The 19,213-nt window shown below is 70.2% G+C and carries 20 protein-coding genes; 10 read left to right on the top strand and 10 right to left on the bottom strand.

What is annotated here, in order from left to right:
- Positions 1-288: enolase C-terminal domain-like protein (locus tag C438_RS13395; RefSeq protein ID WP_004968660.1), on the top strand; the 288-nt coding region annotated here is incomplete at its 5' end.
- A 159-nt stretch (positions 289-447) separates the two neighbouring features.
- Here the strand turns inward: C438_RS13395 and galK are convergent.
- The 3 genes from galK to C438_RS13380 form a co-directional block, all read right to left on the bottom strand.
- Entirely contained in the window at positions 448-1,680 is a 1,233-nt protein-coding gene (galK, locus tag C438_RS13390; protein ID WP_004970004.1) for a galactokinase, read from the bottom strand.
- A complete protein-coding gene (locus tag C438_RS13385; protein WP_004970003.1) occupies positions 1,677-2,264 on the bottom strand; it encodes an MOSC domain-containing protein in 588 nt (195 codons plus the stop codon). The genes galK and C438_RS13385 overlap by 4 nt, the downstream gene beginning before the upstream one ends.
- A gap of 120 nt (positions 2,265-2,384) precedes the next feature.
- Positions 2,385-3,020, bottom strand: a complete 636-nt coding sequence (locus tag C438_RS13380; protein ID WP_004970002.1) for a hypothetical protein — start codon at positions 3,018-3,020, stop codon at positions 2,385-2,387.
- A gap of 137 nt (positions 3,021-3,157) precedes the next feature.
- On the opposite strand from C438_RS13380, the gene C438_RS13375 reads away from it, so the two are divergent.
- Together C438_RS13375 and C438_RS13370 are read left to right on the top strand one after the other, a co-directional pair.
- Positions 3,158-4,909 carry a globin-coupled sensor protein gene (locus tag C438_RS13375; RefSeq protein ID WP_004970001.1) on the top strand — a complete coding sequence of 584 codons (1,752 nt, stop codon included), beginning with the start codon at positions 3,158-3,160 and terminating at the stop codon, positions 4,907-4,909.
- Positions 4,910-4,974: 65 nt separating this feature from the next.
- Positions 4,975-6,117: an MBL fold metallo-hydrolase gene (locus C438_RS13370; RefSeq protein ID WP_004970000.1), complete on the top strand. Its 1,143-nt coding sequence runs from the start codon at positions 4,975-4,977 to the stop codon at positions 6,115-6,117.
- A gap of 120 nt (positions 6,118-6,237) precedes the next feature.
- Here the strand turns inward: C438_RS13370 and C438_RS13365 are convergent, their stop codons facing one another.
- From C438_RS13365 to C438_RS13355, 3 genes are all read right to left on the bottom strand, one after another.
- The gene (locus C438_RS13365) at positions 6,238-6,564 is read right to left on the bottom strand and encodes a 2Fe-2S iron-sulfur cluster-binding protein (protein ID WP_004969999.1); all 327 of its coding nucleotides are present in this window, start codon (positions 6,562-6,564) and stop codon (positions 6,238-6,240) included.
- Positions 6,565-6,649: 85 nt separating this feature from the next.
- Positions 6,650-7,138, bottom strand: coding sequence for a universal stress protein (locus C438_RS13360; protein ID WP_004969998.1), 489 nt, complete (start codon positions 7,136-7,138; stop codon positions 6,650-6,652).
- A gap of 34 nt (positions 7,139-7,172) precedes the next feature.
- Positions 7,173-7,460 carry a hypothetical protein gene (locus C438_RS13355; RefSeq protein WP_004969997.1) on the bottom strand — a complete coding sequence of 96 codons (288 nt, stop codon included), beginning with the start codon at positions 7,458-7,460 and terminating at the stop codon, positions 7,173-7,175.
- A 104-nt stretch (positions 7,461-7,564) separates the two neighbouring features.
- On the opposite strand from C438_RS13355, the gene C438_RS13350 reads away from it, so the two are divergent.
- Positions 7,565-9,208, top strand: coding sequence for a flippase activity-associated protein Agl23 (locus tag C438_RS13350; RefSeq protein WP_004969996.1), 1,644 nt, complete (start codon positions 7,565-7,567; stop codon positions 9,206-9,208).
- A 71-nt stretch (positions 9,209-9,279) separates the two neighbouring features.
- Here C438_RS13350 and C438_RS13345 read toward each other — a convergent pair whose 3' ends face one another.
- On the bottom strand, positions 9,280-10,233 hold the full coding sequence (locus C438_RS13345; protein WP_004043457.1) for a transcription initiation factor IIB: 954 nt from the start codon (positions 10,231-10,233) through the stop codon (positions 9,280-9,282).
- A gap of 141 nt (positions 10,234-10,374) precedes the next feature.
- Here C438_RS13345 and C438_RS13340 point away from each other — a divergent pair, with 141 nt between their 5' ends.
- The 3 genes from C438_RS13340 (at position 10,375) to C438_RS13330 (ending at position 12,609) form a co-directional block, all read left to right on the top strand.
- Complete coding sequence (locus C438_RS13340; RefSeq protein ID WP_004969995.1) at positions 10,375-11,358, top strand: lamin tail domain-containing protein; 984 nt, start codon at positions 10,375-10,377, stop codon at positions 11,356-11,358.
- A gap of 229 nt (positions 11,359-11,587) precedes the next feature.
- On the top strand, positions 11,588-11,983 hold the full coding sequence (locus C438_RS13335) for a hypothetical protein (protein ID WP_004969993.1): 396 nt from the start codon (positions 11,588-11,590) through the stop codon (positions 11,981-11,983).
- The gene (locus C438_RS13330) at positions 11,983-12,609 is read left to right on the top strand and encodes an METTL5 family protein (protein WP_004969992.1); all 627 of its coding nucleotides are present in this window, start codon (positions 11,983-11,985) and stop codon (positions 12,607-12,609) included. The genes C438_RS13335 and C438_RS13330 overlap by 1 nt, the downstream gene beginning before the upstream one ends.
- A gap of 90 nt (positions 12,610-12,699) precedes the next feature.
- Here the strand turns inward: C438_RS13330 and C438_RS13325 are convergent, their stop codons facing one another.
- From C438_RS13325 to C438_RS13315, 3 genes are all read right to left on the bottom strand, one after another.
- The gene (locus C438_RS13325) at positions 12,700-14,352 is read right to left on the bottom strand and encodes a rhomboid family intramembrane serine protease (protein ID WP_004969991.1); all 1,653 of its coding nucleotides are present in this window, start codon (positions 14,350-14,352) and stop codon (positions 12,700-12,702) included.
- A 144-nt stretch (positions 14,353-14,496) separates the two neighbouring features.
- On the bottom strand, positions 14,497-14,775 hold the full coding sequence (locus C438_RS13320) for a UPF0058 family protein (RefSeq protein WP_004969989.1): 279 nt from the start codon (positions 14,773-14,775) through the stop codon (positions 14,497-14,499).
- 58 nt (positions 14,776-14,833) lie between these two features.
- Positions 14,834-15,046, bottom strand: a complete 213-nt coding sequence (locus C438_RS13315) for a ribbon-helix-helix domain-containing protein (protein WP_004043463.1) — start codon at positions 15,044-15,046, stop codon at positions 14,834-14,836.
- A gap of 182 nt (positions 15,047-15,228) precedes the next feature.
- Between C438_RS13315 and C438_RS13310 the strand changes: the two genes are divergently transcribed.
- From C438_RS13310 to menD, 3 genes are all read left to right on the top strand, one after another.
- On the top strand, positions 15,229-15,822 hold the full coding sequence (locus C438_RS13310) for a sulfite oxidase-like oxidoreductase (protein ID WP_004969988.1): 594 nt from the start codon (positions 15,229-15,231) through the stop codon (positions 15,820-15,822).
- Positions 15,823-15,996: 174 nt separating this feature from the next.
- Positions 15,997-17,328, top strand: a complete 1,332-nt coding sequence (locus C438_RS13305) for an isochorismate synthase (protein WP_004969987.1) — start codon at positions 15,997-15,999, stop codon at positions 17,326-17,328.
- A gap of 90 nt (positions 17,329-17,418) precedes the next feature.
- On the top strand, positions 17,419-19,167 hold the full coding sequence (gene menD, locus C438_RS13300; RefSeq protein ID WP_004969986.1) for a 2-succinyl-5-enolpyruvyl-6-hydroxy-3-cyclohexene-1-carboxylic-acid synthase: 1,749 nt from the start codon (positions 17,419-17,421) through the stop codon (positions 19,165-19,167).
- Positions 19,168-19,213 lie beyond the last annotated feature (46 nt).

The raw sequence follows: 19,213 nt of genomic DNA, 5'->3' as shown, positions 1-19,213 counted from the left end.
AAGATCGCGGACGTGGCGAACCAGTACTACGTGCCGGTCGCGATGCACAACGTGTCGTCGCCGGTGGCGACGATGGCGTCGGCGCACGTCGGCACGGCGATTCCGAACTCGCTGGCGGTCGAGTATCACTCCTACGAGCTCGGCTGGTGGGGCGACCTCGTCGAGGAGACGGTCATCGAGGACGGTTACATCGAGATTCCGGAGAAGCCGGGCCTCGGCGTGACGCTGGACATGGACACCGTCGAAGAACACATGGTCGACGGCGAGACGCTGTTCGACGAGGAGTGAACCGACTCGTCGAGCCGGCGAATCTCCGATTCGTCTCGTTCGACGAGGCGTAAGCCGAAGTCGAATCAGTCGAGCTTTGCTCGACTCGCCGAACCGAACGAACTCACGGACCCGCGTTCGATTTTTTGCGAGACTTCACGCGGAGTCGTCGGCTCGCGCTCACTCCTCGCCGACCAGTCGAACGCCGGCGGAGGGACGGCAGGCGAACACGTCGGCGTCGGGGCCGACGCGCTCGGGGGCGGCGGCTCGAATCGCGCGCGCGGCTTGGTCGAGCGCGTCGCCGTCGACCAGCGCGACCGCGCTCCCGCCGAAGCCGCCGCCGGTCATCCGCGCGCCGTAGACGCCCGGCGTCTCGGCGGCGAGTTCGACCGCCGCGTCGAGTTCCGGACAGCTCACCTCGTAGTCGTCGCGCAGGCTGTCGTGGGCCGCGAGCATCGCGTCGCCGACGCGGTCGAGGTCGCCCGCGGCGAGCGCGTCGCGGGCGTTTCGGACGCGCTCGTTTTCCGTCACGACGTGTCGAACCCGGCGGCGGTGAACCGGCTCCAGCGCGTCGGCGTGGGCGTCGAGGAGGGCGAGGTCAACGTCGCGCAGGGAGTCGAGGTCGCGGTCGGCGACCTCGCGGAGGGAATCGAGCGCCGCCGCGCACTCGCGGACGCGGTCGTTGTAGCCCGACTCGGTCAGTTCGTGGGAGACGCCGGTGTCGATGACGAGGACGCCGACGCCGTCGCCGAGGGGGACCGACTCGGTCTCGCGGCTCCGGCAGTCGAGAAAGAGCGCCGAGTCGGCCTCGCACAGCGCCGCCGAAAACTGGTCGAGGATACCGCACTCGACGCCGACGCCCTCGCGTTCGGCCCGCCAGCACGCCAGCGCGAGGTCGGCGGCGGGCAGGTCGCGCCCGGAGACCGCAAGGAGCGCGCGACCGACGGAGAGTTCGAGCGCGGCCGACGAGGAGAGTCCCGCGCCCGTGGGCACGTCCGAGGCGATGGCGAGGTCCGCGCCGTCGATTGGGTCGTCCTCGCGGAGGACGCGCGCGACCGCGGCGACGTAGGCCGCCCATCCGTCGGGGTCGTCACCGGGGTCGAGTTCGGCCGTCTCGTCGAAGTCGGCGGCGCGGACGCGCAGTCGGTCGTCGCTTCGGGGGCGGGCCGCGACCGCGACGTGGCGGTCGACGGCCATCGGGAGGCAGAGCCCGTCGTTGTAGTCGGTGTGGCCTCCGACGAGGTTCACGCGGCCGGGAGCGACGGCGACCGTCGGGGGTGCGGACTCGGTCGGGGGCGAAGTCGAATCCGAGGCATCGCCATCGGCCTCGAACGCCGCGAGCGCGGCCTTCGCGCGCTCGACCGGAGTCGAGGCCGTCGGGGCCGCGTCGTCGGTATCGTCGCCGTCGGTCATTCGTGGCCGCTCCCGTGCGGTTCCTCGTGGCTCGTCGCGGCGTCGTCGTCGTCCGCGACTCTCTCACCGCCGAGTCGCCGGGCTATCTGCCGGCCCAGTTCGCGCGGGTTCGCCTCGGTCACGCGGAGGTCGTCGCCGACCGCGACCCGGCCGGGCGCGAGGACGTCCGCGCAGATGCCGCCGCGGGACTCGCGGAGGGCGTCGCCCACGTCGTCGTCGCCGACGAGGTCCGCGAGGTGCGCGCAGGGCGGCCTGAGCTTCGTCCCGCGGAGTTCGGCCCCGCCGAGTTCGAACGTCGCGTCGAGCAGGTCGGCGACGTCGACGCCGCGAACGACGACGTTCCGGCGGTGCTGGCCGCAAGCGAGGTCGAGGTCGTACTCGCGCGCCGCGTCGTCCAGCACCGCGGCGTCGACGAGCGTCACCGGACAGCCGTCGGTCGCCGAGTAGAAGCCGTCGCCGTCGAAGTAGCGGTCGCCCTCGATGCCGCCCGGCGCGACCGAGACGGCCTCGTGGGAGACCATCGGCTCGGCCTTCGACGGCGCTGTGTACAGCGCCTCGACGCGCCCGCGAACCTCGGAAGTCATACCTCCGGCTACCACTCGGGGACACGAATAGATTGGGTCGGCGGTGCGGGGTGGTGCGGGGCGATGCGGGGCGACGAGGGCCGGTGCGGAACGACGCGGCTCAGGTGTCGCGGCGGCGACTCAGCACAGCGGCTTCGGGTCGACGCCGAGTTCGGCGAGGCCGTCGGCGTAGTCGTCGTACGCCAGTTGAACGACGTACTCTGCGACCATCCGGGCGCGCTCCCAGTCGGCGTCGGTCGCACAGCGGTCGTCGAGGAGGTCGAGACCGGCCGACAGCGTCTCCTCGGTCTCGGCTTTCAGGTCGCGAAAGAGGTCGGCGCGGGGCTCGTCGGCCTCGTTGACGAAGAAGCCGATGACCTGCGTGTGAGTGCGAATCGAGACGAGGCCGCGGCCGACCATCCCGGCGGCGGCGCGCTCGATGGCGTCCTCGCGCCCGCGGAGGTACGCGTGCATCACGCCGGGTTCGTCGGGAAGGTCGATGTCCTCGCCGAGGGCGTCGAGGACGCGGTCGAGGTGTTCGGCCTCTCGGGTCGCGGTGGCCTCGAAGGCGGCTCTCGCTTCGTCGTCCGCCTCGTCTGCGGCCCACGCCGCGAACGTCCCGCGGGCCGCGTGCTCGGAGTACGCGGCGGCGCGGAGCACCGCCGGCTCGGAGAGGTCCGCCTCGGTCAGCGCCAACAGGAGCTTCGACGAGCCGAGCCGGTCGAGTTGGGTCCGTTTCGCCGTCTCGACTGACTCGCGGAACGAATCGGCGTCCATATCGGGTATCGGCCCGCCAGTCACCTGAACGTTCGGACCGGTCCGCGACTGTGGGATTCTCACGGCAACCAGTTCCGGTATCATTCGTGATATTCCGCGGAGAGGGTTGAAATACCGGTGTCTGTTGAAGAATGTATATGGCAGACTCCTCGGGGCAAGTCGACGCCGGCGCGCGAGCGCGCGTCGACGGAGACGCACTTCTCTCGCAGTTGGATATCGACGCGGCGGAAATCGACCGGCGGAAGTCGTTCGTTCGGCTCTCGGAGGGAGACGAACGTCGCCTGCGCGACCTCCAACCGCTCTTGGACGAGTTCGCGGACGAGTTCGCCGCGGAGTTCTACGACCACCTCGGCGAGCACGCGACGGGGAAGTTCTTCGGTCGCTCGACGAAGACGACGGAGATGCTACAGGCCGACCAGGCGACGTATCTCCGCGAACTCGGCCGCGGCGAGTACGACGAGGACTACTTCGCCAAGCGGGCGCGCATCGGGAAGTTACACGATATGATAGACCTCGGGCCGAAGTTCTACCTCGGCGCGTACTCGGTCTACTACGAGGGTATTCTCGGTGCCGTCGCGGACGAGGTGAAAGCCGAGTTCACCGGCGGCGACACGGCCGGGAGCGATGCCGACACCGAGTTCGACGCCGACGGCGACCGTGGCGGCCTCTTTTCGGGACTTCTCGGCGGCGTTTCCGGCGTTTCGGGCGGGCTCGGCGGCGGCGACGACCGGGTCGAAGCCGCCGTCGACGAGGTCGTCGCGCGCGTCCTCCCCGTGTTGAAGCTCCTGTCTCTCGACCAGCAGGTGGCGATGGAGACGTACATCCACTCGTACAGTCAGGCGGCGCGCGAGGCCGCCGAGCGCCGGCGCGCCCTCGCCAACGAGGTCGAAGCCGACGTGAGCGCCCCCGTCGAGTCGCTCCTGCGGAGCTCCGAGGAGGTCACGGAGCGAACCGACGACATCGAGGACACGGCGCAGGCACAGGCCGACGACATGGCGACCGTCGCCGCCGAAGTGTCCGAGATGAGCGCGACCGTCGAGGAAATCGCGGCGACCGCGGAGGAGGTCGAGCGGACCAGCGCCGACGCCGCCATGCGCGCCGCCGAGGGCGAGGACGCCGCCGACGAGGCCATCGACGTGATGCGCGACGTGAGCGAGGCCGCGGAGACGGCCTCCGAGGACGTCCAGCGACTCCACGACCAAATCGCGGAGATAGACGAGGTGCTCGACGCCATCAACGACATCGCCGAACAGACGAACCTGCTCGCGCTCAACGCCTCCATCGAGGCCGCCCGCGCCGGCGACGCGGGCGAGGGCTTCGCCGTCGTCGCCAGCGAGGTGAAGAACCTCGCCGAGGAGTCGCAGGCCCGCGCCGCCGAGGTCGAAGGCACGGTGGGGCACATCCAGACCGAGGCACAGGAGACCATCGACAGCCTCTCGCAGACGACGGGGCGGCTGTACGACGGCATCGACCGCGGCGAGGACGTGATGCGGAGCCTCTCCGACATCTCGGCGGCGGTCGAACAGGCCACCGTCGGCGTCGGCGAAGTCGCCTCGGCGACCGACGACCAGGCCGCGAGCGCCGAGCAAATCGCCGGCATGGTCGACGACGCGACCGCCCGCGCGACCACCGTGTCGGACCAAATCGGCGATATCGCCGACGCCAACCGCTCGCAGACCGAGCAGGTGCTCTCGATTCGCGACGCCGCCGAACGCCTCGTAGGCGGCGAGACGGGCGGCGTTGGCGGGTCGAACGCCTCACCGGAACCGGGCTCCGACGCCCCGCCCGCCGGTGGGGTCGACGGCCCGCCGGGCGACGTCGTCGACGAGTTCGACTTCGACGAACCGCCGTCGCGCCGTCTCAGTAACGACGGCGGAACGACCGAGTAGCGAACGCTTCGCTCTCTTTTCGGCCCGCGGAGCGTTCTTCCGCCCGGCGCGCGTATCGTGTGCGTATGACTCCCGAGGAACTGGCGGCCCGACTCGCCCGCGGCGACCCCACGACGGTGCTCGACGTGCGCGACCGCGACGAGTTCGAGACGTGGCGCGTCGACGGCGCGGCCGTGACCGCGACGCAGATTCCGGCGATTCGCTTCACGCAGGCCGAGATTCGCGGCACGGTCGACGAACTCGCGGCCGAGTTCCGAGACGCGCCCTCGCCGGTGGTCGTCGTCTGCGCGGAGGGTCGGTCGAGCGCGCACGTCGCCGACCTGCTCTCCGAGGCCGGCGTCCCCGCCGAGAACCTCGAAACCGGCATGGACGGCTGGGCGCGCGTCTACCGCGCCCGCGAACTCTCGGTCGGGAACGCGGACGCGACGGTCCTCCAGTACGACCGCCCCTCCAGCGGCTGTCTCGCCTATCTGGTCGTCGTCGGCGACGAGGCCGTGGTCATCGACCCCCTTCGGGCGTTCGCGGACCGATACGTCGCAGACGCCCGCGAGCGCGGCGCGGACGTCGTCGCCGCCGTCGACACCCACGTCCACGCCGACCACGTCAGCGGCGTCAGAGCGGTCGCAGAGCGCGCTGACGCGACCGCTGTCCTCCCGGCGGGCGCGACCGACCGCGGCCTCGACTTCGACGCGCGACTCGTCGCGGACGGCGAGCCCGTCGGCGTCGGCGACGCGGAACTCGTCGCCGTCCACGCGCCGGGACACACGACCGAGATGACCGCGTTCCGCCTCGGCGACCTGCTCGTTGCGGGCGACAGCCTCTTTTTAGAGAGCGTCGCCCGCCCGGACCTCGAAGACGGCGACGAGGGCGCGCCCGACGCCGCGAGACGGCTCCACGCGACGCTCACGGAACGGTTCGGCGCGTTCGCGGACGACACGCTGGTCGCGCCCGCCCACCGCGGCCCCCGGACGGTCCCCGGCGACGACGGCGCGTACGTCGCCGAACTCGGCGCGCTTCGAGAGCGACTCGCGGCGCTCGCGATGGACGAGTCGGCGTTCGTCTCGTTCGTCTGCTCGGATATGCCGCCGCGACCGGCCAACTACGAGCGAATCATCGAGACGAACCTCGGGCGCGACTCGCTGACCGACGAGGAGGCGTTCGACGTCGAGTTGGGGCCGAACAACTGCGCGGCGACGAGCGAGGCGTGAGACGCGGTCCGCGGGCAGATTGCGGGCCGAGCGAGTACGTCGGACCGGCGCGTCGGCTCGGCGACTCGGTACGAAGCGGAGAACGCGGGCCGGCGGACCGGCCCCGGTGAGTACCCGTCGTCAGTCGTCGTCTGCGGCGGTGCCGGCGGCCGCGGCGTCGCCCTCGATGCTCGGCGGGTAGACGCCGCGGTCGAGTTTGAGGTCGCTCTGCGGGCGGGCCATGCAGGTGAGCGCGAAGCGCTCGGCCTCCTCGTCGGTCAGCCCGCGGGCGGCGGGCTGGGTGACGTCGCCTTCGAGAATCTCGGCGGAGCAGGCGAGGCACATCCCGACGCGGCAGGAGTACTCCTGTGCGATGCCCTCCTCGATGCAGGCCTTGAGAATCGTCTGCTTGTCGGAGACGGTGATGGTCTCGCCCGTGCCGACGAACTCGACGGTGTACTCGGTCATACCGCGGCGTATGCGCGACCGCACCAAAACTGTTTATCAAAGCCGCGGCGACCCCGTCGCCGACCGCGACGACACGCGGTTCGGACTACTCCTCAGCCTCGGCGTCGGCGTCCGCGCTCTCGTCGGCGTCCGCCTCGTCCTCGTCTTCGTCGTCCAGTCGGATGGTGAGCACCGGCACCGGCGAGGTGCGGACGACGCGTTCGGTGACGCTCCCGAGGAGGTAGTGGCTCAGACCCGTGCGCCCGTGGGTGCCCATGACGACGAGGTCGATGTCGTGGTCGTCGATGTACTTCCGGATGGAGCGGTAGGCGGTCCCGGTGACGACCTCCGCCTGCACGTCGATGCCGACCTCGTCGGCGGCCTCGCGGACGTGTCGGGTCGCGGCGTCGCCCTCTCGTTCGAGGGCGTCGATGACCACGTCCGCGCCGGCGTCGAGCGAGGTGTAGATGCTGGTGTCGACGACGTACAGCGCGTGAATCCGCGCGTCGTACGTCTCCGCGAGGTCGAGGGCGTGGTCGATGGCGCGTTCGGCGGCTTTGCTTCCGTCGGTCGGGACGAGGATTTCGTTGTACATGACGGATTATACTTAGTTCGGAACGCGGTTAATACTACTCCTCGTTCTCGTCGTCCCGGAACGACAGAACCGCCTCCTCGCACGCTTGTAGGCCGTCGATTCGCTCGGTCTCGTCGTCGAGTGCGACCGTCTCGACGACCGACCAGCCCGCGTCGTCCTCGTAGGCGACGCCTTTGACCCACGCGTCGGTGGCGAAAAGCAGGCTTCGGGCGGGGCCGTCGTCCTCGACGGCGACGACGAGGTCGAACGCGTCCGCGCGATTCAGCGACGTCAGCTCCTGCGGTTCGAGGGGGCGAGCGGGTAGCGACTCGATGAGCGACATATCCGAGTGCTACCGGTCGGCGGGGATGACGCTTTCGAAGGGGCGGGCCGGCGGCACCTCCGCAAGTCGTAACCTTTCTGCCGTCCGGCGCGCCACGTCACCCCATGATTCCCTCCCGCGCCGGGCGGCGGCCCGACCGGACGGCGCTCGCCGTCGTCGCGCTCGCGGCCGCGGCGCTCGTCGTCCGCCTCGTCGGCCTCGGCGACCGGCCGCTTCACTGGGACGAGGCCCGCGTCGGCTACTGGAGCCTCCGGTCGCTCGAAACCGGCTTCCTCTCGTATCGCCCCGTCGCCGGTGGGCCGCTGGTCTACCACCTCTCGCGGCCGTCGCTCGCGCTGTTCGGCGCGACCGACTTCGCGCTCCGCCTCCCCTTCGCGCTGTTCGGCGCGGCCCTCCCGCTCGCGGCGCTCCTCTTCCGCGACCGCCTCGCCGACGACGAGACCCTCGGGTTCGCGGTCGTGCTCGCGGCGAATCCGATTCTCGTCTACTACGGCCGGTTCGCCCGCGGCGACGTGCTCGCGGTCGGCTTCGCACTCGTCGCCTTCGGCTTCGCGCTCCGCCTCGCCGACGGCGCGGGGCGGCGCAACGCCTACGGACTCGCCGCGGCCGTGGCGCTCGCCGTCGCCTCGTCCGGACTCGGCGTCGTCGCCCTCTGTTGTCTCGGCGTCGCCGGACTCCTGGTGTTCGACCACGCGGCGCTCCTCCCGTCGGCGCGTCCGGCCGCGATGCGACTCGGCGAGTACGCCGCCCGACTCCGCGGCGCGGCGACCCCCGCGGCCCGCGCGCTCCTCGTCTTCGTCGCCGTCTACGTCTTCGCGTTCGCCCCGCGGGCGGGCGACACCGACGGCGCGGGCCTCTACACACCGGGGACGATTCTCGGCGCAATCGACGCGGCGCTTTTCGACTCGGTCCGTCGCTTCGTCGGCGTCCGCGTCGTCAACCGTTACCCCGAGGGGACCCACGAGTACCTCCCGTATCTCGGCGACCTCCTCGGGACGCTCGCGCTCGCGGCGCTCCCGGTCGTCCTCGTCGGCGCGGCGGTCTTCCTCGCCGACCGCTACACGGCCGGCGGGCCGCGTTCCGAGGTGTCGGCGGCAGTCTACTGGGCCGGCGCGTCGCTCGTGTTCGTCCCCATGCTGACCGAGGTGTCCGCGCCGTGGCTCGGCGTCTACGTCGTCGTCCCGCTCGCGCTCCCGGCGGGCGTCGGCCTCGCGGCGCTCGTCCGCTGGGGCCGTCGCGCCTTCGACTCACGGGACGTGCCCCGCGTCGCGGCCGCGGTCGTCGTCCTGCTCGCGCTCGTCGCCCAGACCGGCGCGGTGGCGTCGAGCGAGGTGTACGCCCCGAGCGACCGCGACGCCGAACTCGCGCAGTTCGCCCAGCCGTCGGGGGAGTTCTCGTCGTTCCGCGACAACCTCTCGGCGTGGGTCGGGCCGACCGACGACGACGCCCCGGAGGTGCTCTACTACGGGAGTTCGATGTACGTCGCCGACGGCGCGGCCGACTACCCGCCGGTCCCCGACGCGTGGGGCGAGCGGCTCCCGATGGCGTGGTACGTCGAGCGACTCGGGGCCGACTCGACGTCGGCGGCGACGCCCGGGGCGCTCGAAGCCCGGTCGTCGATTCCCCCGGTGGTCATCGCGCCCGCCGACGAGCGCGGGACGGTCGCGCCGCTCCTCGACGGCTACGTCGCACACCAGTACGACACCGGCCTCTGGGGGCGGTCGGTCGTGGTGTTCGTGAAAAACTAAAACTGAATGTCGTCGACGGTCTCAATCGATGACGGCGAGCCGGGTCGCGGGTCGGGTCTGCGGGCCGACGCTCAGCGGAAGCCCATCGCTTCGATCTGTTCTTGGTAGCGGTTTCGGATGGTGACTTCCGTCACCTGCGCCACGTCCGCGACCTCGCGCTGGGTCTTCTTCTCGTTGCAGAGAAGCGACGCGGCGTAGATGGCGGCGGCGGCGAAGCCGGTCGGCGACTTCCCCGACAGCAGGCCCTGCTCGGCGGACACGTCGATGATTTCGGTCGCCTTCGCCTGAACCTCCTCGGAGAGGTCGAGCGCGGAGGCGAACCGCGGGACGAACTGCTTGGGGTCGACGGGCTTGAGTTCGAGCCCGAGTTCCTGCGAGATGTAGCGGTACGTGCGGCCGATTTCCTTCTGCGGGACGCGCGACACTTCAGCGACCTCGTCGAGCGAGCGCGGGATGCCTTCCTGACGACACGCGGCGTACAGCGCCGACGTGGCGACGCCCTCGATGGAGCGGCCGCGAATCAGGTCCTCGTTGAGCGCGCGGCGATAGATGACCGAGGCGACCTCGCGGACCGACCGCGGGACGCCGAGCGCCGACGCCATGCGGTCGATTTCGCTGAGGGCAAACTGGAGGTTGCGCTCGCCGGCGTCCTTGGTCCGGATGCGCTCTTGCCACTTGCGGAGGCGGTGCATCTGCGAGCGTTTCTCGGACGAAAGCGAGCGGCCGTAGGCGTCCTTGTCCTTCCAGTCGATGGTCGTCGTCAGCCCCCGGTCGTGCATCGTTTCGGTGATGGGCGCACCCACACGAGATTTCGACTGGCGCTCGGAGTGGTTGAACGCCCGCCACTCCGGGCCGCGGTCGATCTGTCGCTCGTCGAGGACGAGTCCGCAGTCGTCACACACCAGCTCCCCCTGGTCCGCGTCCGTGACGATCTGGTCAGAGCCGCACTCCGGGCAGTTGACTTGCTCGTCCTCTTGTGCCGTTGCCTCCTCCTCTCGCTGACGCTGCCGGCTCGGACGTTCCATTAAAAGGTTTCTGGTGGAGCGTGAATTTAAACCTTTGTAACAGAAATATGATAGAGACCGCTGTCTGGCGATTCGTCGAGTTCGGATTCGGGCAACTCGGACGCACCTACTTATACGGTTCCCTGACTAACGGTGAATCGAATGGTCAGACGTGCTACCGCGACACTCGTTGTCGTCGCGCTCGCGGTCCTCGCGGGCTGTCTCGGCGGGGCCGGCGCGGACGCGACGACGACGGTCGAACCGACCACGACAGCGGCGGCGTCGACGATGTCGCAGTCGGGGTCGCCGACGACCGCGGCCGCCGCGGGCGACGTGTCAGTCGAGGTGGTCGAGGTGGTCGACGGCGACACCATCAAGGTCGTCATGCCGGACGGCGCGCGCGAGACGGTGCGACTCCTCGGCGTCGACACGCCGGAGGTCCACGCCGAGAACACGCCCGACGAGTTCGAGGGCGTCCCCGAGACCGAGGCCGGGCGGGCCTGCCTCCGCGCGGCCGGCGAGAACGCGAGCGCCTACGCGAAGTCCCGGCTCGCCGACCGAACCGTCGAACTCCGGTACGACGAGAAGGCGGGCGAGCGCGGCTACTACGGGCGGCTCCTCGCGTACGTCGTCGTCGACGGCGCGGAGTTCAACTACGACCTCATCACCGAGGGCCACGCCCGGGTCTACGAGAGTTCGTTCGAGGAGCGCGAGCGCTACGAGCGCGCCGAGCGCGACGCCAGAGAGGGCGGGGTCGGCCTCTGGTCCTGCGCGACCGAGGGGTCGGCCGCCGGCGGCGCGGACGCGACCACCGACGACGGCCTCTCCGTCTCGATTGTCGCCGACGCGCCCGGCAACGACAACGACAACCTGAACGAGGAGTACGTCACGCTCCGGAACGACGGCGACGCCACTGTTGACCTCTCGGGGTGGACCGTCTCCGACGCGGCCGGTGCGACCTACACGTTCGCCGGGGGGACCGACCTCGCCCCCGGCGCGTCGCTGACGCTCCACACGGGGTCGGGGACCGACACTGACGAGGACGTGTACTGGGGTCGCGGCGGCGCGGTGTGGAACAACGGCGGCGACACGGTCACGATTCGGGACGCCGCCGGCGACGAAGTGCTCGCGTACACGTACGAGTAGCAGTAGTGGGGCAGAACCTCGTGGAGCCGAACAGAATCGCTCGCGCAGGGTCGAGGGGAATGGGGGTGGAGCGTGCTCCCCCAACAGTGGTACGACACCTGTCAACATTAGTCTCTAGGTTGTCACGTTCGCGAGGATATCCGCGCGCCATCGGCGAATCTGCTCTCAAGAGATTACTACTGCGCATTTACAAAGATATATACATAACCAAAGGAAATGTGTGCGCAACATGAGCACGCTGGAATCCTCGTCCGTCGAAGCCGCCGTCACCGCCGGCCGCCCCGCCGACCTGACTCCCGTCATCCTCGACGCGTCGCGGCTGGAGTCGACCGCGCCCTCGCACCTCCGCGACCTGAAGGCCGGACTCGCCGAGGAGGGCTACCTCCCGGCCGAACTCACCGTCGAAGCCCGCTTCGACGAGGACGCCCCCCTCGCGGTGCAGTCGGAGTCCGAGCGCCTCCGCGAGTACGTCCGCGCCGCCGCGTTCCTCGGCGTCGGTCGGGTCGCCGTCGACGTCGCGGAGTGCTGTCGCCCCGACGACGCCGAGTCGGCGATCGCGGCCCTCGGCGAGCGCGCCCGGCGCGAGGGCGTCGCTTTTGAGCTTCGAGGTTCCATCGACGGCTGATGGCAACCAAGGCCGCGCTGGAGGCGCAGTTGGCGGTGGTCGCCGGCTTCGAGAACCCGAAGGTCTCGCTCGAACAGTACCCGACGCCGCCGGACCTCGCCGCGCATCTCGTCCACCTCGCGGACCTCCGCGGCGACATCGAGGGCGCGACGGTCCTCGATTTGGGCTCCGGCACCGGCATGCTCGGGCTGGGCGCGGCGCTCCGCTCGCCCGCCCGCGTCGTCGGCGTCGAACTCGACGACGACGCGCTCGCCACCGCGACGGATAACGCCCGCCGGGTCGGCGCGAGCGCCCCCATCGACTGGATTCGCGCCGACGCGACCCGCCTGCCGCTCTGTCTCTCGGACGACCGGCAGGTCACGGTGCTCATGAACCCCCCGTTCGGCGCGCAACGGGGCAACGAACACGCCGACCGCGCCTTCCTCGAATCGGTCGCGTCGGTCGCCGACGTGTCCTACTCGGTCCACAACGAGGGAAGCAAGGAGTTCGTCGAGTCGTTCGTCGCCGACGCCGGCGGCGACCTCACCGACGCCTTCCGGGCGACGTTCGACCTCGACCGCCAGTTCGACTTCCACGACGAGGACCGCCGACAGCTCGACGCCGAAGTGTTCCGCATCGAGTGGTGAGGCGGCCGTGACCGCGCCGTCGCACAGACCGGGAGCCGCGGCGGTCGTCCCGCCGGTACCGTCACCGCGCGCGCCGACCCCTAACCCACGCTAATTGTACGTCTCTGCTCGCGCGACGCGGACTCTCGTCCCGCGCGACTCGGCGAACACGAGGGAGTTCTCGCGGACGAACCGAATCCCGTCGAGCGTCGTCGTCGTGTTCTCGGTCGGCATCGGCCCCCTGACGGTCCCGCTGTCGGACGACACCTGCACGTCGTAGCCCGTCGCCGTCGGCACGACCGAGACGTTCCGCCGGGCGACGACGGGTTCGGCCCGGACCGGGCCGGTGTCGTACGCCAGTCGCGCCTCGCCGTCAGCGACGAGGAACACCCGGTAGGCGGTTCCCGCGCCGGTGACGACGTAGCCGTCGCGGACCGCCGTCACCCGGTCGCGCCAGCCGAGACCGCCGAGTCTGACCGCGGATTCGCCGTCGAACGCCAGCCGGTTCGTCGAGACGGCGGTCGTCCAGATGCCGCGCCGCTCGCTTTTGACGATGACCCCCGAGGTGTTGGTCGTCGTCGACTCGCCGAACAGTTCGACGTCGAAGACGGCGGTCAGCCCGTTCGGCACGTCCTCGGCGTAGGTCACCTCGTAGTCCCTGACCGTGACGCTCTCGCCCGGCAAGTCGTCGCCGCTCGCGGTGAACGTGTTGTACAGCATCGCCGGCCCCGACAGCGCCGCGACGACGACGAGGAGCACGGCGGCCCCGGCCTGCCAGCGGCGGGCCGAAAATATGGAGGTGTCGGGCGCGTACGCCCGGAGCGGCTTGTCGGAGGCCGCGACCGTCAGCGCGACGATGGTCGCGAGCGCGACGACGAGCGCGAAGCCGACGGCGCGAAACAGCACGTAGGTATCGCCCCCGCGGTACCAGTACACCGCCCACAGCGACTCGCTGACGGCAAACAGGAGGACGCCGGCGAAACTGCGGAGCGCGGGCGGGGGCGACCCCTCGCGGCGGTGACTGAGCCACACGCCGAGGAGGACGCCGAACAGGAAGCCGATGGCGTGGCCCTGAATGGCGATTTGGGACCACCACGGCGTCGAGAAGGCGGGACGGGCCGACGAGACGACTTCGGGCGACAGCATCGCGTTGTAAAACAGGCTGACGACGCGCCCGGAGACGAACGCCAACACGGTCGCGAGCGGGCGGAAGACGAGCGCAAAGCCCGCGAACGCGAACACGACGCCCGAGAAGCCGACGACCGGGCCGAGCGCGAAGACGGCCGTCAGGAGCCCCACGCCGAAGACGACCGCGGGGAAGACGACGAGCGACCGGACGTAGGGGTTCTCGCGGGCCGACCCGAACGAGGTGGACCCCCGGCGCGTCGGATAGTGGCTCCACGCGTACTCCGCGACGGGGGCAAGGGTGAGCGTGCCGACGAGGTTGCCGACGAGGTGGCCGGGACTGGAGTGGGCGAACGCGGCGGTCAGCATCCCGGTCGGATAGAAGTACGACCACGCCCGGAACGGGATGACGATGGGTCGGTACCACGACGACCAGCCGTCCTGAACCACGAGGTAGACGAGGAGGACGCCGCCGGCGCTGACGAGCGTTCCGAGCGGGAGGCCGAACAGGAAGCGTCGCCGGAGCGCCGCCGAGAGCCGACTCGGTCTGTCGACGACGGCGAGCGCGACGGCGGCCGCGAGGAGCGCGAGGAGCGCGGCGAGCCGCTGGAACGGTATCCAGCCCGGAATCTCTAGCATTAGCTACCTGTGTCGTGCGAACGGGTGGTAAAGAAACCCGCGGAGAACTGCTTGAGAACTGCTAGCGACCGACACGCGCGCCACCGCCAGCGACGACTCCGCGGCTGGCGGGCGGTCGCTGGAGTCGTTGCGGTCGACGGCCGCTCAGATTTTGCCTTCGGCGTCGTCGGCCAACTCCTCCATGCGCTTGCCGACGCGGCCCGCGCTGGAGAACTCGTCGTCGCTCATCGCGGTCGCGAGGGCGTTGCCGAGCACGAACACGGCGTGTTTGTGCTCGCTCTTCGATTTGTGGACGTGGGAGGGCTCGACGGCGAGCTCGTCGTAGGGGTCGAACAGGCTCGAATCGACGTGCTCGCGGGCCGAGAAGTGGTCCTTGATGATAACCATCTGTTCGTGAAGCTCCAGCAGTTCGTCCTTGTGCATGAGCGTTGGGTAGGAGCGAAGGCGGTTTAAGAGTTATTGGGGGATTCTGTCACTCGGCTCAGAAGACGTACTCGTCTTCGTGGCCCATCATTCCGTCGTCTTCGTACGCGCGGTCCTCGTCGGACATCGGACCGCTGGTCTTGTACGCGCGGATACCGGTCGACAGCAGGTCCTCGATGGCCTCGTCGCGGTTGACGAACTCCCCCTGCTCGACGAGTTGGACGATCTGCATCTCCAGGTGTTCCGGCACGGTAATCTCTACTTTGGGCATCTGAACGTCCGTCGCTTTGGAAGGGCCGTATATAACTCTACCGGGGGAATAATCGGGTTTTCCGAAGGTCGTTCGGGCGAACGCGAACCGCCGTTTACCTTCGGTTAGTGCGGTCCGTTTCCCGGTCGCGGGCGGGTGTCCGGAGTCGTTAGTGATAGGTGCGTCGGGCCGAAGCTTCGAGCATGGCCAACGACGTGACCCACCTCTACGAGGAGTTCGGCGGCGACCGACTCCCGCCGGGCCAACGCGAGACCCAGCGCTTTCCCGTCCTCTCCAAGAGCGGCACGCCCTCGTGGGACCCCGAGACGTGGTCGTTCGAGGCGTGGGGCGCGGTCGACACCGAACTCGACCTCTCGTTCGACGAGTTCCGCGACCTCCCCTCCGAGACGCAGGTACAGGACTTCCACTGCGTCACCGGCTGGAGCAAGTTCGACTGCGAGTTCGAGGGCGTCACGTTCCCGGCGCTCGCCGACGCGGTCGGCGTCGACGACGACGCGGTCCACGTGATGTTCCACGCCATGGACGGCTACACGACGAACCTGCCCCTCGACCAGTGCATGCGCGACGAGGTCATGTTCGTCTGGGGCTACGACGGCGAGGTCCTCCCCGCCGACCACGGCGGCCCCCTCCGGGTCGTCACCCCGCACAAGTACGCCTACAAGGGCGCGAAGTGGGTTTCCGGCGTCGAGTTCCTCACCGAACCCGAACGCGGCTACTGGGAGAAACGCGGCTACTCGAACACGGCGAACCCGTGGAACGAAGAGCGCTACAGCTGAGCTGAGTTTCCGGTCCAGCGGAGCCACGTCTCCAGCGTTCTCGGCGGTCGCTTCGCGTCCGAGCCACCAGCGTTGTCGTTCGGTGGACAGATGTGGACGTTCGACCGGGTCGCCCGACCGGGGTGCGGGACAGAAGGGAGAGTTTCAAGCGTCCCCGGTCCTGAGCCACGGTCGATGGAACCGTTGCGGACCGACGAGGTGGGGACCCACCTCGTCAGCAGGTCGGTTCGACTGTCTGCGCCCCCCGTCTCGGCGTCGCTCGCGGCGATGCGCCGCCCGCGGGCGCTGTGGACCGCCCCCGACGAGCCAACAGTCGTCGGCGGCGGCGTCGCCGTGGCCGTCGAGGCAGACGGTCCCGAGCGACTCGCGCGCGTCCGCCGGGCGGCCACCGCGCTGTTCGACGGCGCTGACGTGGACGCCCCCGACGCCGCCCGCCCGCGATTCTTCGGCGGCCTCGCCTTCCACGAGGAGGCGACCGGCCGCGACCCGTGGGCCGACTTCCCGGCCGCGCGCTTCGTCGTCCCCGAGGCGCAGGTCGTCTTCGACGGCGACGACGCGTGGCTCACGGTCACCGCCGTCGACGACGAGGCCGACAGCGAGACCGTCGGCGACCGCCTCGACGACCTCCGGGAGACGCTCGAATCGCTCGACGACGCGCCCCCCGAGGGACCGCCGGGCGTCTCGGACCGCCACCGGACGACCTCGGTCGAGGCGTGGCACGAGAGCGTCGACGCCGCGGTCTCGCGCATCCGCGCCGGCGACCTCCGGAAGGTCGTCCTCGCGCAGGCGCTCGAAGTCGAACTCGACCGCCCCGCCGCCGCGCCCGACCTGCTCGCCCGCCTCGGGGAGACGTACCCCGACTGCCACCGCTTCCTCGTCGAGCCGAACGGCGGGGCGAGCTTCCTCGGCGCGACGCCCGAGCGACTCGTCTCGCTCCGCGGCCGCGAGGTCGAGACCGGCGCGCTCGCCGGGACGACCGGCCGCGGCGACACCGACGACGAAGACGAGTGGCTGGCGAACGAACTGCTCGGAAGCGAGAAGGACAACCACGAACACGAGCTCGTCGCGGAGACGATTCGGGAACAGCTCGCGCCCCTGTCGGCCGAGATTCGAGTCGGCGACCGCGGGATTCGTAAGCTCGCGACCGTCCAGCACCTCTGGACGCCAATCGACGCGACGCTCGAACGCGACGAGCACGTCCTCTCGCTCGTGGACGCGCTCCACCCGACGCCCGCTGTCGGCGGCCTCCCGCCGGCGGCCGCTCTCGACGTGATTCGAGACACCGAGCCGTTCGACCGCGGCTGGTACGCCGCGCCGGTCGGCTGGTTCGACGCCGACGGCGACGGCAGTTTCGCGGTCGCCCTCCGCTCGGCAATCGTCGAGGAGACGCTGGCGACGCTGTTCGCGGGCGTCGGCCTCGTCGCCGACTCGGACCCCGACGCCGAGTGGGACGAGGTGCAACTGAAGTACCGACCCATCCTCGACGAACTCGAACGCGACGACTGAGTTCGGGAGCGACGACCGGCACCGGAGCCGACGACCGCCTCCGATTCGAACCGATTCGATTCGACTCGATTTGACGACGACCCAGACGAGATGACAGCACCGAACCGAAACGCCCTCTGGGCACGGACCTTCGCCGACGAACTGGCACGCACCGGCATCGACGCGGTGTGCATCGCACCCGGCAGTCGCTCGACGCCCCTCACGGAGGCGTTCGACCGCCACGACGACATCGAGACGTTCTCGCACCTCGACGAGCGCTCGGCGGCCTACTTCGCGCTCGGCCGCGCCCGGCGCACGGGCGAGGTGACGCCCATCGTCTGCACCTCGGGCACCGCCGCGGCCAACTTCCACCCCGCGGTCATCGAGGCGTCGCAGGCCCGCGTGCCGATGCTCGTCCTCACGGCCGACCGCCCGCCGGAACTCCGCGACAGCGGGGCCAACCAGACCGTCGACCAGGAGAAGCTCTACGGCGACGCCGTCCGCTGGTACAAGGACATGCCCGAACCGGAGGCCACAGACAGGAAACTGCGAAGCCTCCGAACCACCGCCGCCCGCGCCGTCTCCGAGGCGACCGGCGTCGACGCCGGCCCCGTCCACCTCAACTTCCCCTTCAGAAAGCCGCTCGAACCGACGCACGTCGAGGGCGACGTGCCCGCCGACCTCGACTCCGAGGCGCTCGACGGCCGAAGCGGAAGCCGACCCTACGTCAAGACGACCGCGGGCGCGCCGGAGCTCTCCGAGGACCACCTCCGAAAGCTGGCCGACGACCTCGCGGTCGACCGGGGGCTCATCGTCGCCGGCCCCGCCGACCCGCCGGGATTCAACGCCGAGGCCGTCGCCGCGTTCGCCCACGCGACCGGCTTCCCGGTCGTCGCCGACCCGCTTTCGGGGCTCCGCTTCGGCGGCCACACCCGGACGACGACCGTCCTCGGCGGCTACGACGCCTATCTCGACGAGCGCGTCACCGCCGACTGGCCCGACCCGGAGGTCGTCGTCCGCATCGGCGCGTCGCCGACCTCGAAGGCGCTCCGAAAGTACCTCGCGCGCACCGACGCCCGGCAGTACCTCGTCGACCCGACGGGCCGCTGGCGCGAGGCCGAGTTCGGCGCGACCGACCTCGTGGAGGCCGAGCCCTCGGTGCTCGCGTGGCGGCTCTCGCAACTCGTTCGCAACCGCCCGGACGAGTCGTGGAACGCGCTGTGGACCGACGCGGAAGACGCCTACTGGAGCCTCGTCGACGACGAGACCGACGCCTTCGAGGGCCGACTCGCGGCCGACGTGGCCGACCTCGCGCCCGAGCCGTCGACGCTTTTCGTCTCGAACTCCATGCCCGTCCGCGACCTCGACCGCTTCGCGCGCCCCTCGACGAAGTCCCGGACGGTCCTCGGCAACCGCGGCGCGTCCGGCATCGACGGCGTCGTCTCCTCGGCGCTCGGAGCCGGCTCCGCGGCCACCGACCACCTGACGCTCCTGACCGGCGACCTCGCGTACTACCACGACATGAACGGCCTGCTCGCGCTCGGTCGCCTCGGCGTGGACGCGACAATCGTCCTCGTCAACAACGACGGCGGCGGCATCTTCCACATGCTCCCCATCGAGGAGTACGAACCGCCGTTCACCGACCAGTTCAAGACGCCCCACGGCCTCGACTTCGCGGCTACTGAGGACCTCTACGACCTCTCGTTCGCGTCGGTCGACGCGGACGACTTCCGCGACGCCTACGCCGAGTCGGTCGCCACCGACGGCACCGACGTCATCGAGGTCCGCACCGACGCCGAGTCCTCGCACCGGGTGCGCGAGCGCGTCGCCGAACGCGTCGTCGAGCGACTGTCCGACTGACCGACTGACCAACTGTCAGAACAAGTCGACCGACTGACTTTTCTCC

Origin of the sequence: Haloferax denitrificans ATCC 35960 (assembly GCF_000337795.1) — an archaeon.
In the GTDB taxonomy this organism is placed as follows: Archaea; Halobacteriota; Halobacteria; order Halobacteriales; family Haloferacaceae; genus Haloferax; species Haloferax denitrificans.
This window is presented reverse-complemented; position numbering and strand designations above follow the sequence as displayed.

Coding starts and splice junctions, on each gene's coding strand:
- menD (WP_004969986.1), top strand. CDS start 17,419: ATGACAGCACCGAACCGAAACGCCCTCTGGGCACGGACCTTCGCCGAC.
- C438_RS13305 (WP_004969987.1), top strand. CDS start 15,997: ATGGAACCGTTGCGGACCGACGAGGTGGGGACCCACCTCGTCAGCAGG.
- C438_RS13375 (WP_004970001.1), top strand. CDS start 3,158: ATGGCAGACTCCTCGGGGCAAGTCGACGCCGGCGCGCGAGCGCGCGTC.
- C438_RS13360 (WP_004969998.1), bottom strand. CDS start 7,138: ATGTACAACGAAATCCTCGTCCCGACCGACGGAAGCAAAGCCGCCGAA.
- C438_RS13385 (WP_004970003.1), bottom strand. CDS start 2,264: ATGACTTCCGAGGTTCGCGGGCGCGTCGAGGCGCTGTACACAGCGCCG.
- C438_RS13365 (WP_004969999.1), bottom strand. CDS start 6,564: ATGACCGAGTACACCGTCGAGTTCGTCGGCACGGGCGAGACCATCACC.
- C438_RS13315 (WP_004043463.1), bottom strand. CDS start 15,046: ATGCCCAAAGTAGAGATTACCGTGCCGGAACACCTGGAGATGCAGATC.
- C438_RS13370 (WP_004970000.1), top strand. CDS start 4,975: ATGACTCCCGAGGAACTGGCGGCCCGACTCGCCCGCGGCGACCCCACG.
- galK (WP_004970004.1), bottom strand. CDS start 1,680: ATGACCGACGGCGACGATACCGACGACGCGGCCCCGACGGCCTCGACT.
- C438_RS13340 (WP_004969995.1), top strand. CDS start 10,375: ATGGTCAGACGTGCTACCGCGACACTCGTTGTCGTCGCGCTCGCGGTC.
- C438_RS13330 (WP_004969992.1), top strand. CDS start 11,983: ATGGCAACCAAGGCCGCGCTGGAGGCGCAGTTGGCGGTGGTCGCCGGC.
- C438_RS13335 (WP_004969993.1), top strand. CDS start 11,588: ATGAGCACGCTGGAATCCTCGTCCGTCGAAGCCGCCGTCACCGCCGGC.
- C438_RS13320 (WP_004969989.1), bottom strand. CDS start 14,775: ATGCACAAGGACGAACTGCTGGAGCTTCACGAACAGATGGTTATCATC.
- C438_RS13380 (WP_004970002.1), bottom strand. CDS start 3,020: ATGGACGCCGATTCGTTCCGCGAGTCAGTCGAGACGGCGAAACGGACC.
- C438_RS13355 (WP_004969997.1), bottom strand. CDS start 7,460: ATGTCGCTCATCGAGTCGCTACCCGCTCGCCCCCTCGAACCGCAGGAG.
- C438_RS13310 (WP_004969988.1), top strand. CDS start 15,229: ATGGCCAACGACGTGACCCACCTCTACGAGGAGTTCGGCGGCGACCGA.
- C438_RS13350 (WP_004969996.1), top strand. CDS start 7,565: ATGATTCCCTCCCGCGCCGGGCGGCGGCCCGACCGGACGGCGCTCGCC.
- C438_RS13345 (WP_004043457.1), bottom strand. CDS start 10,233: ATGGAACGTCCGAGCCGGCAGCGTCAGCGAGAGGAGGAGGCAACGGCA.
- C438_RS13325 (WP_004969991.1), bottom strand. CDS start 14,352: ATGCTAGAGATTCCGGGCTGGATACCGTTCCAGCGGCTCGCCGCGCTC.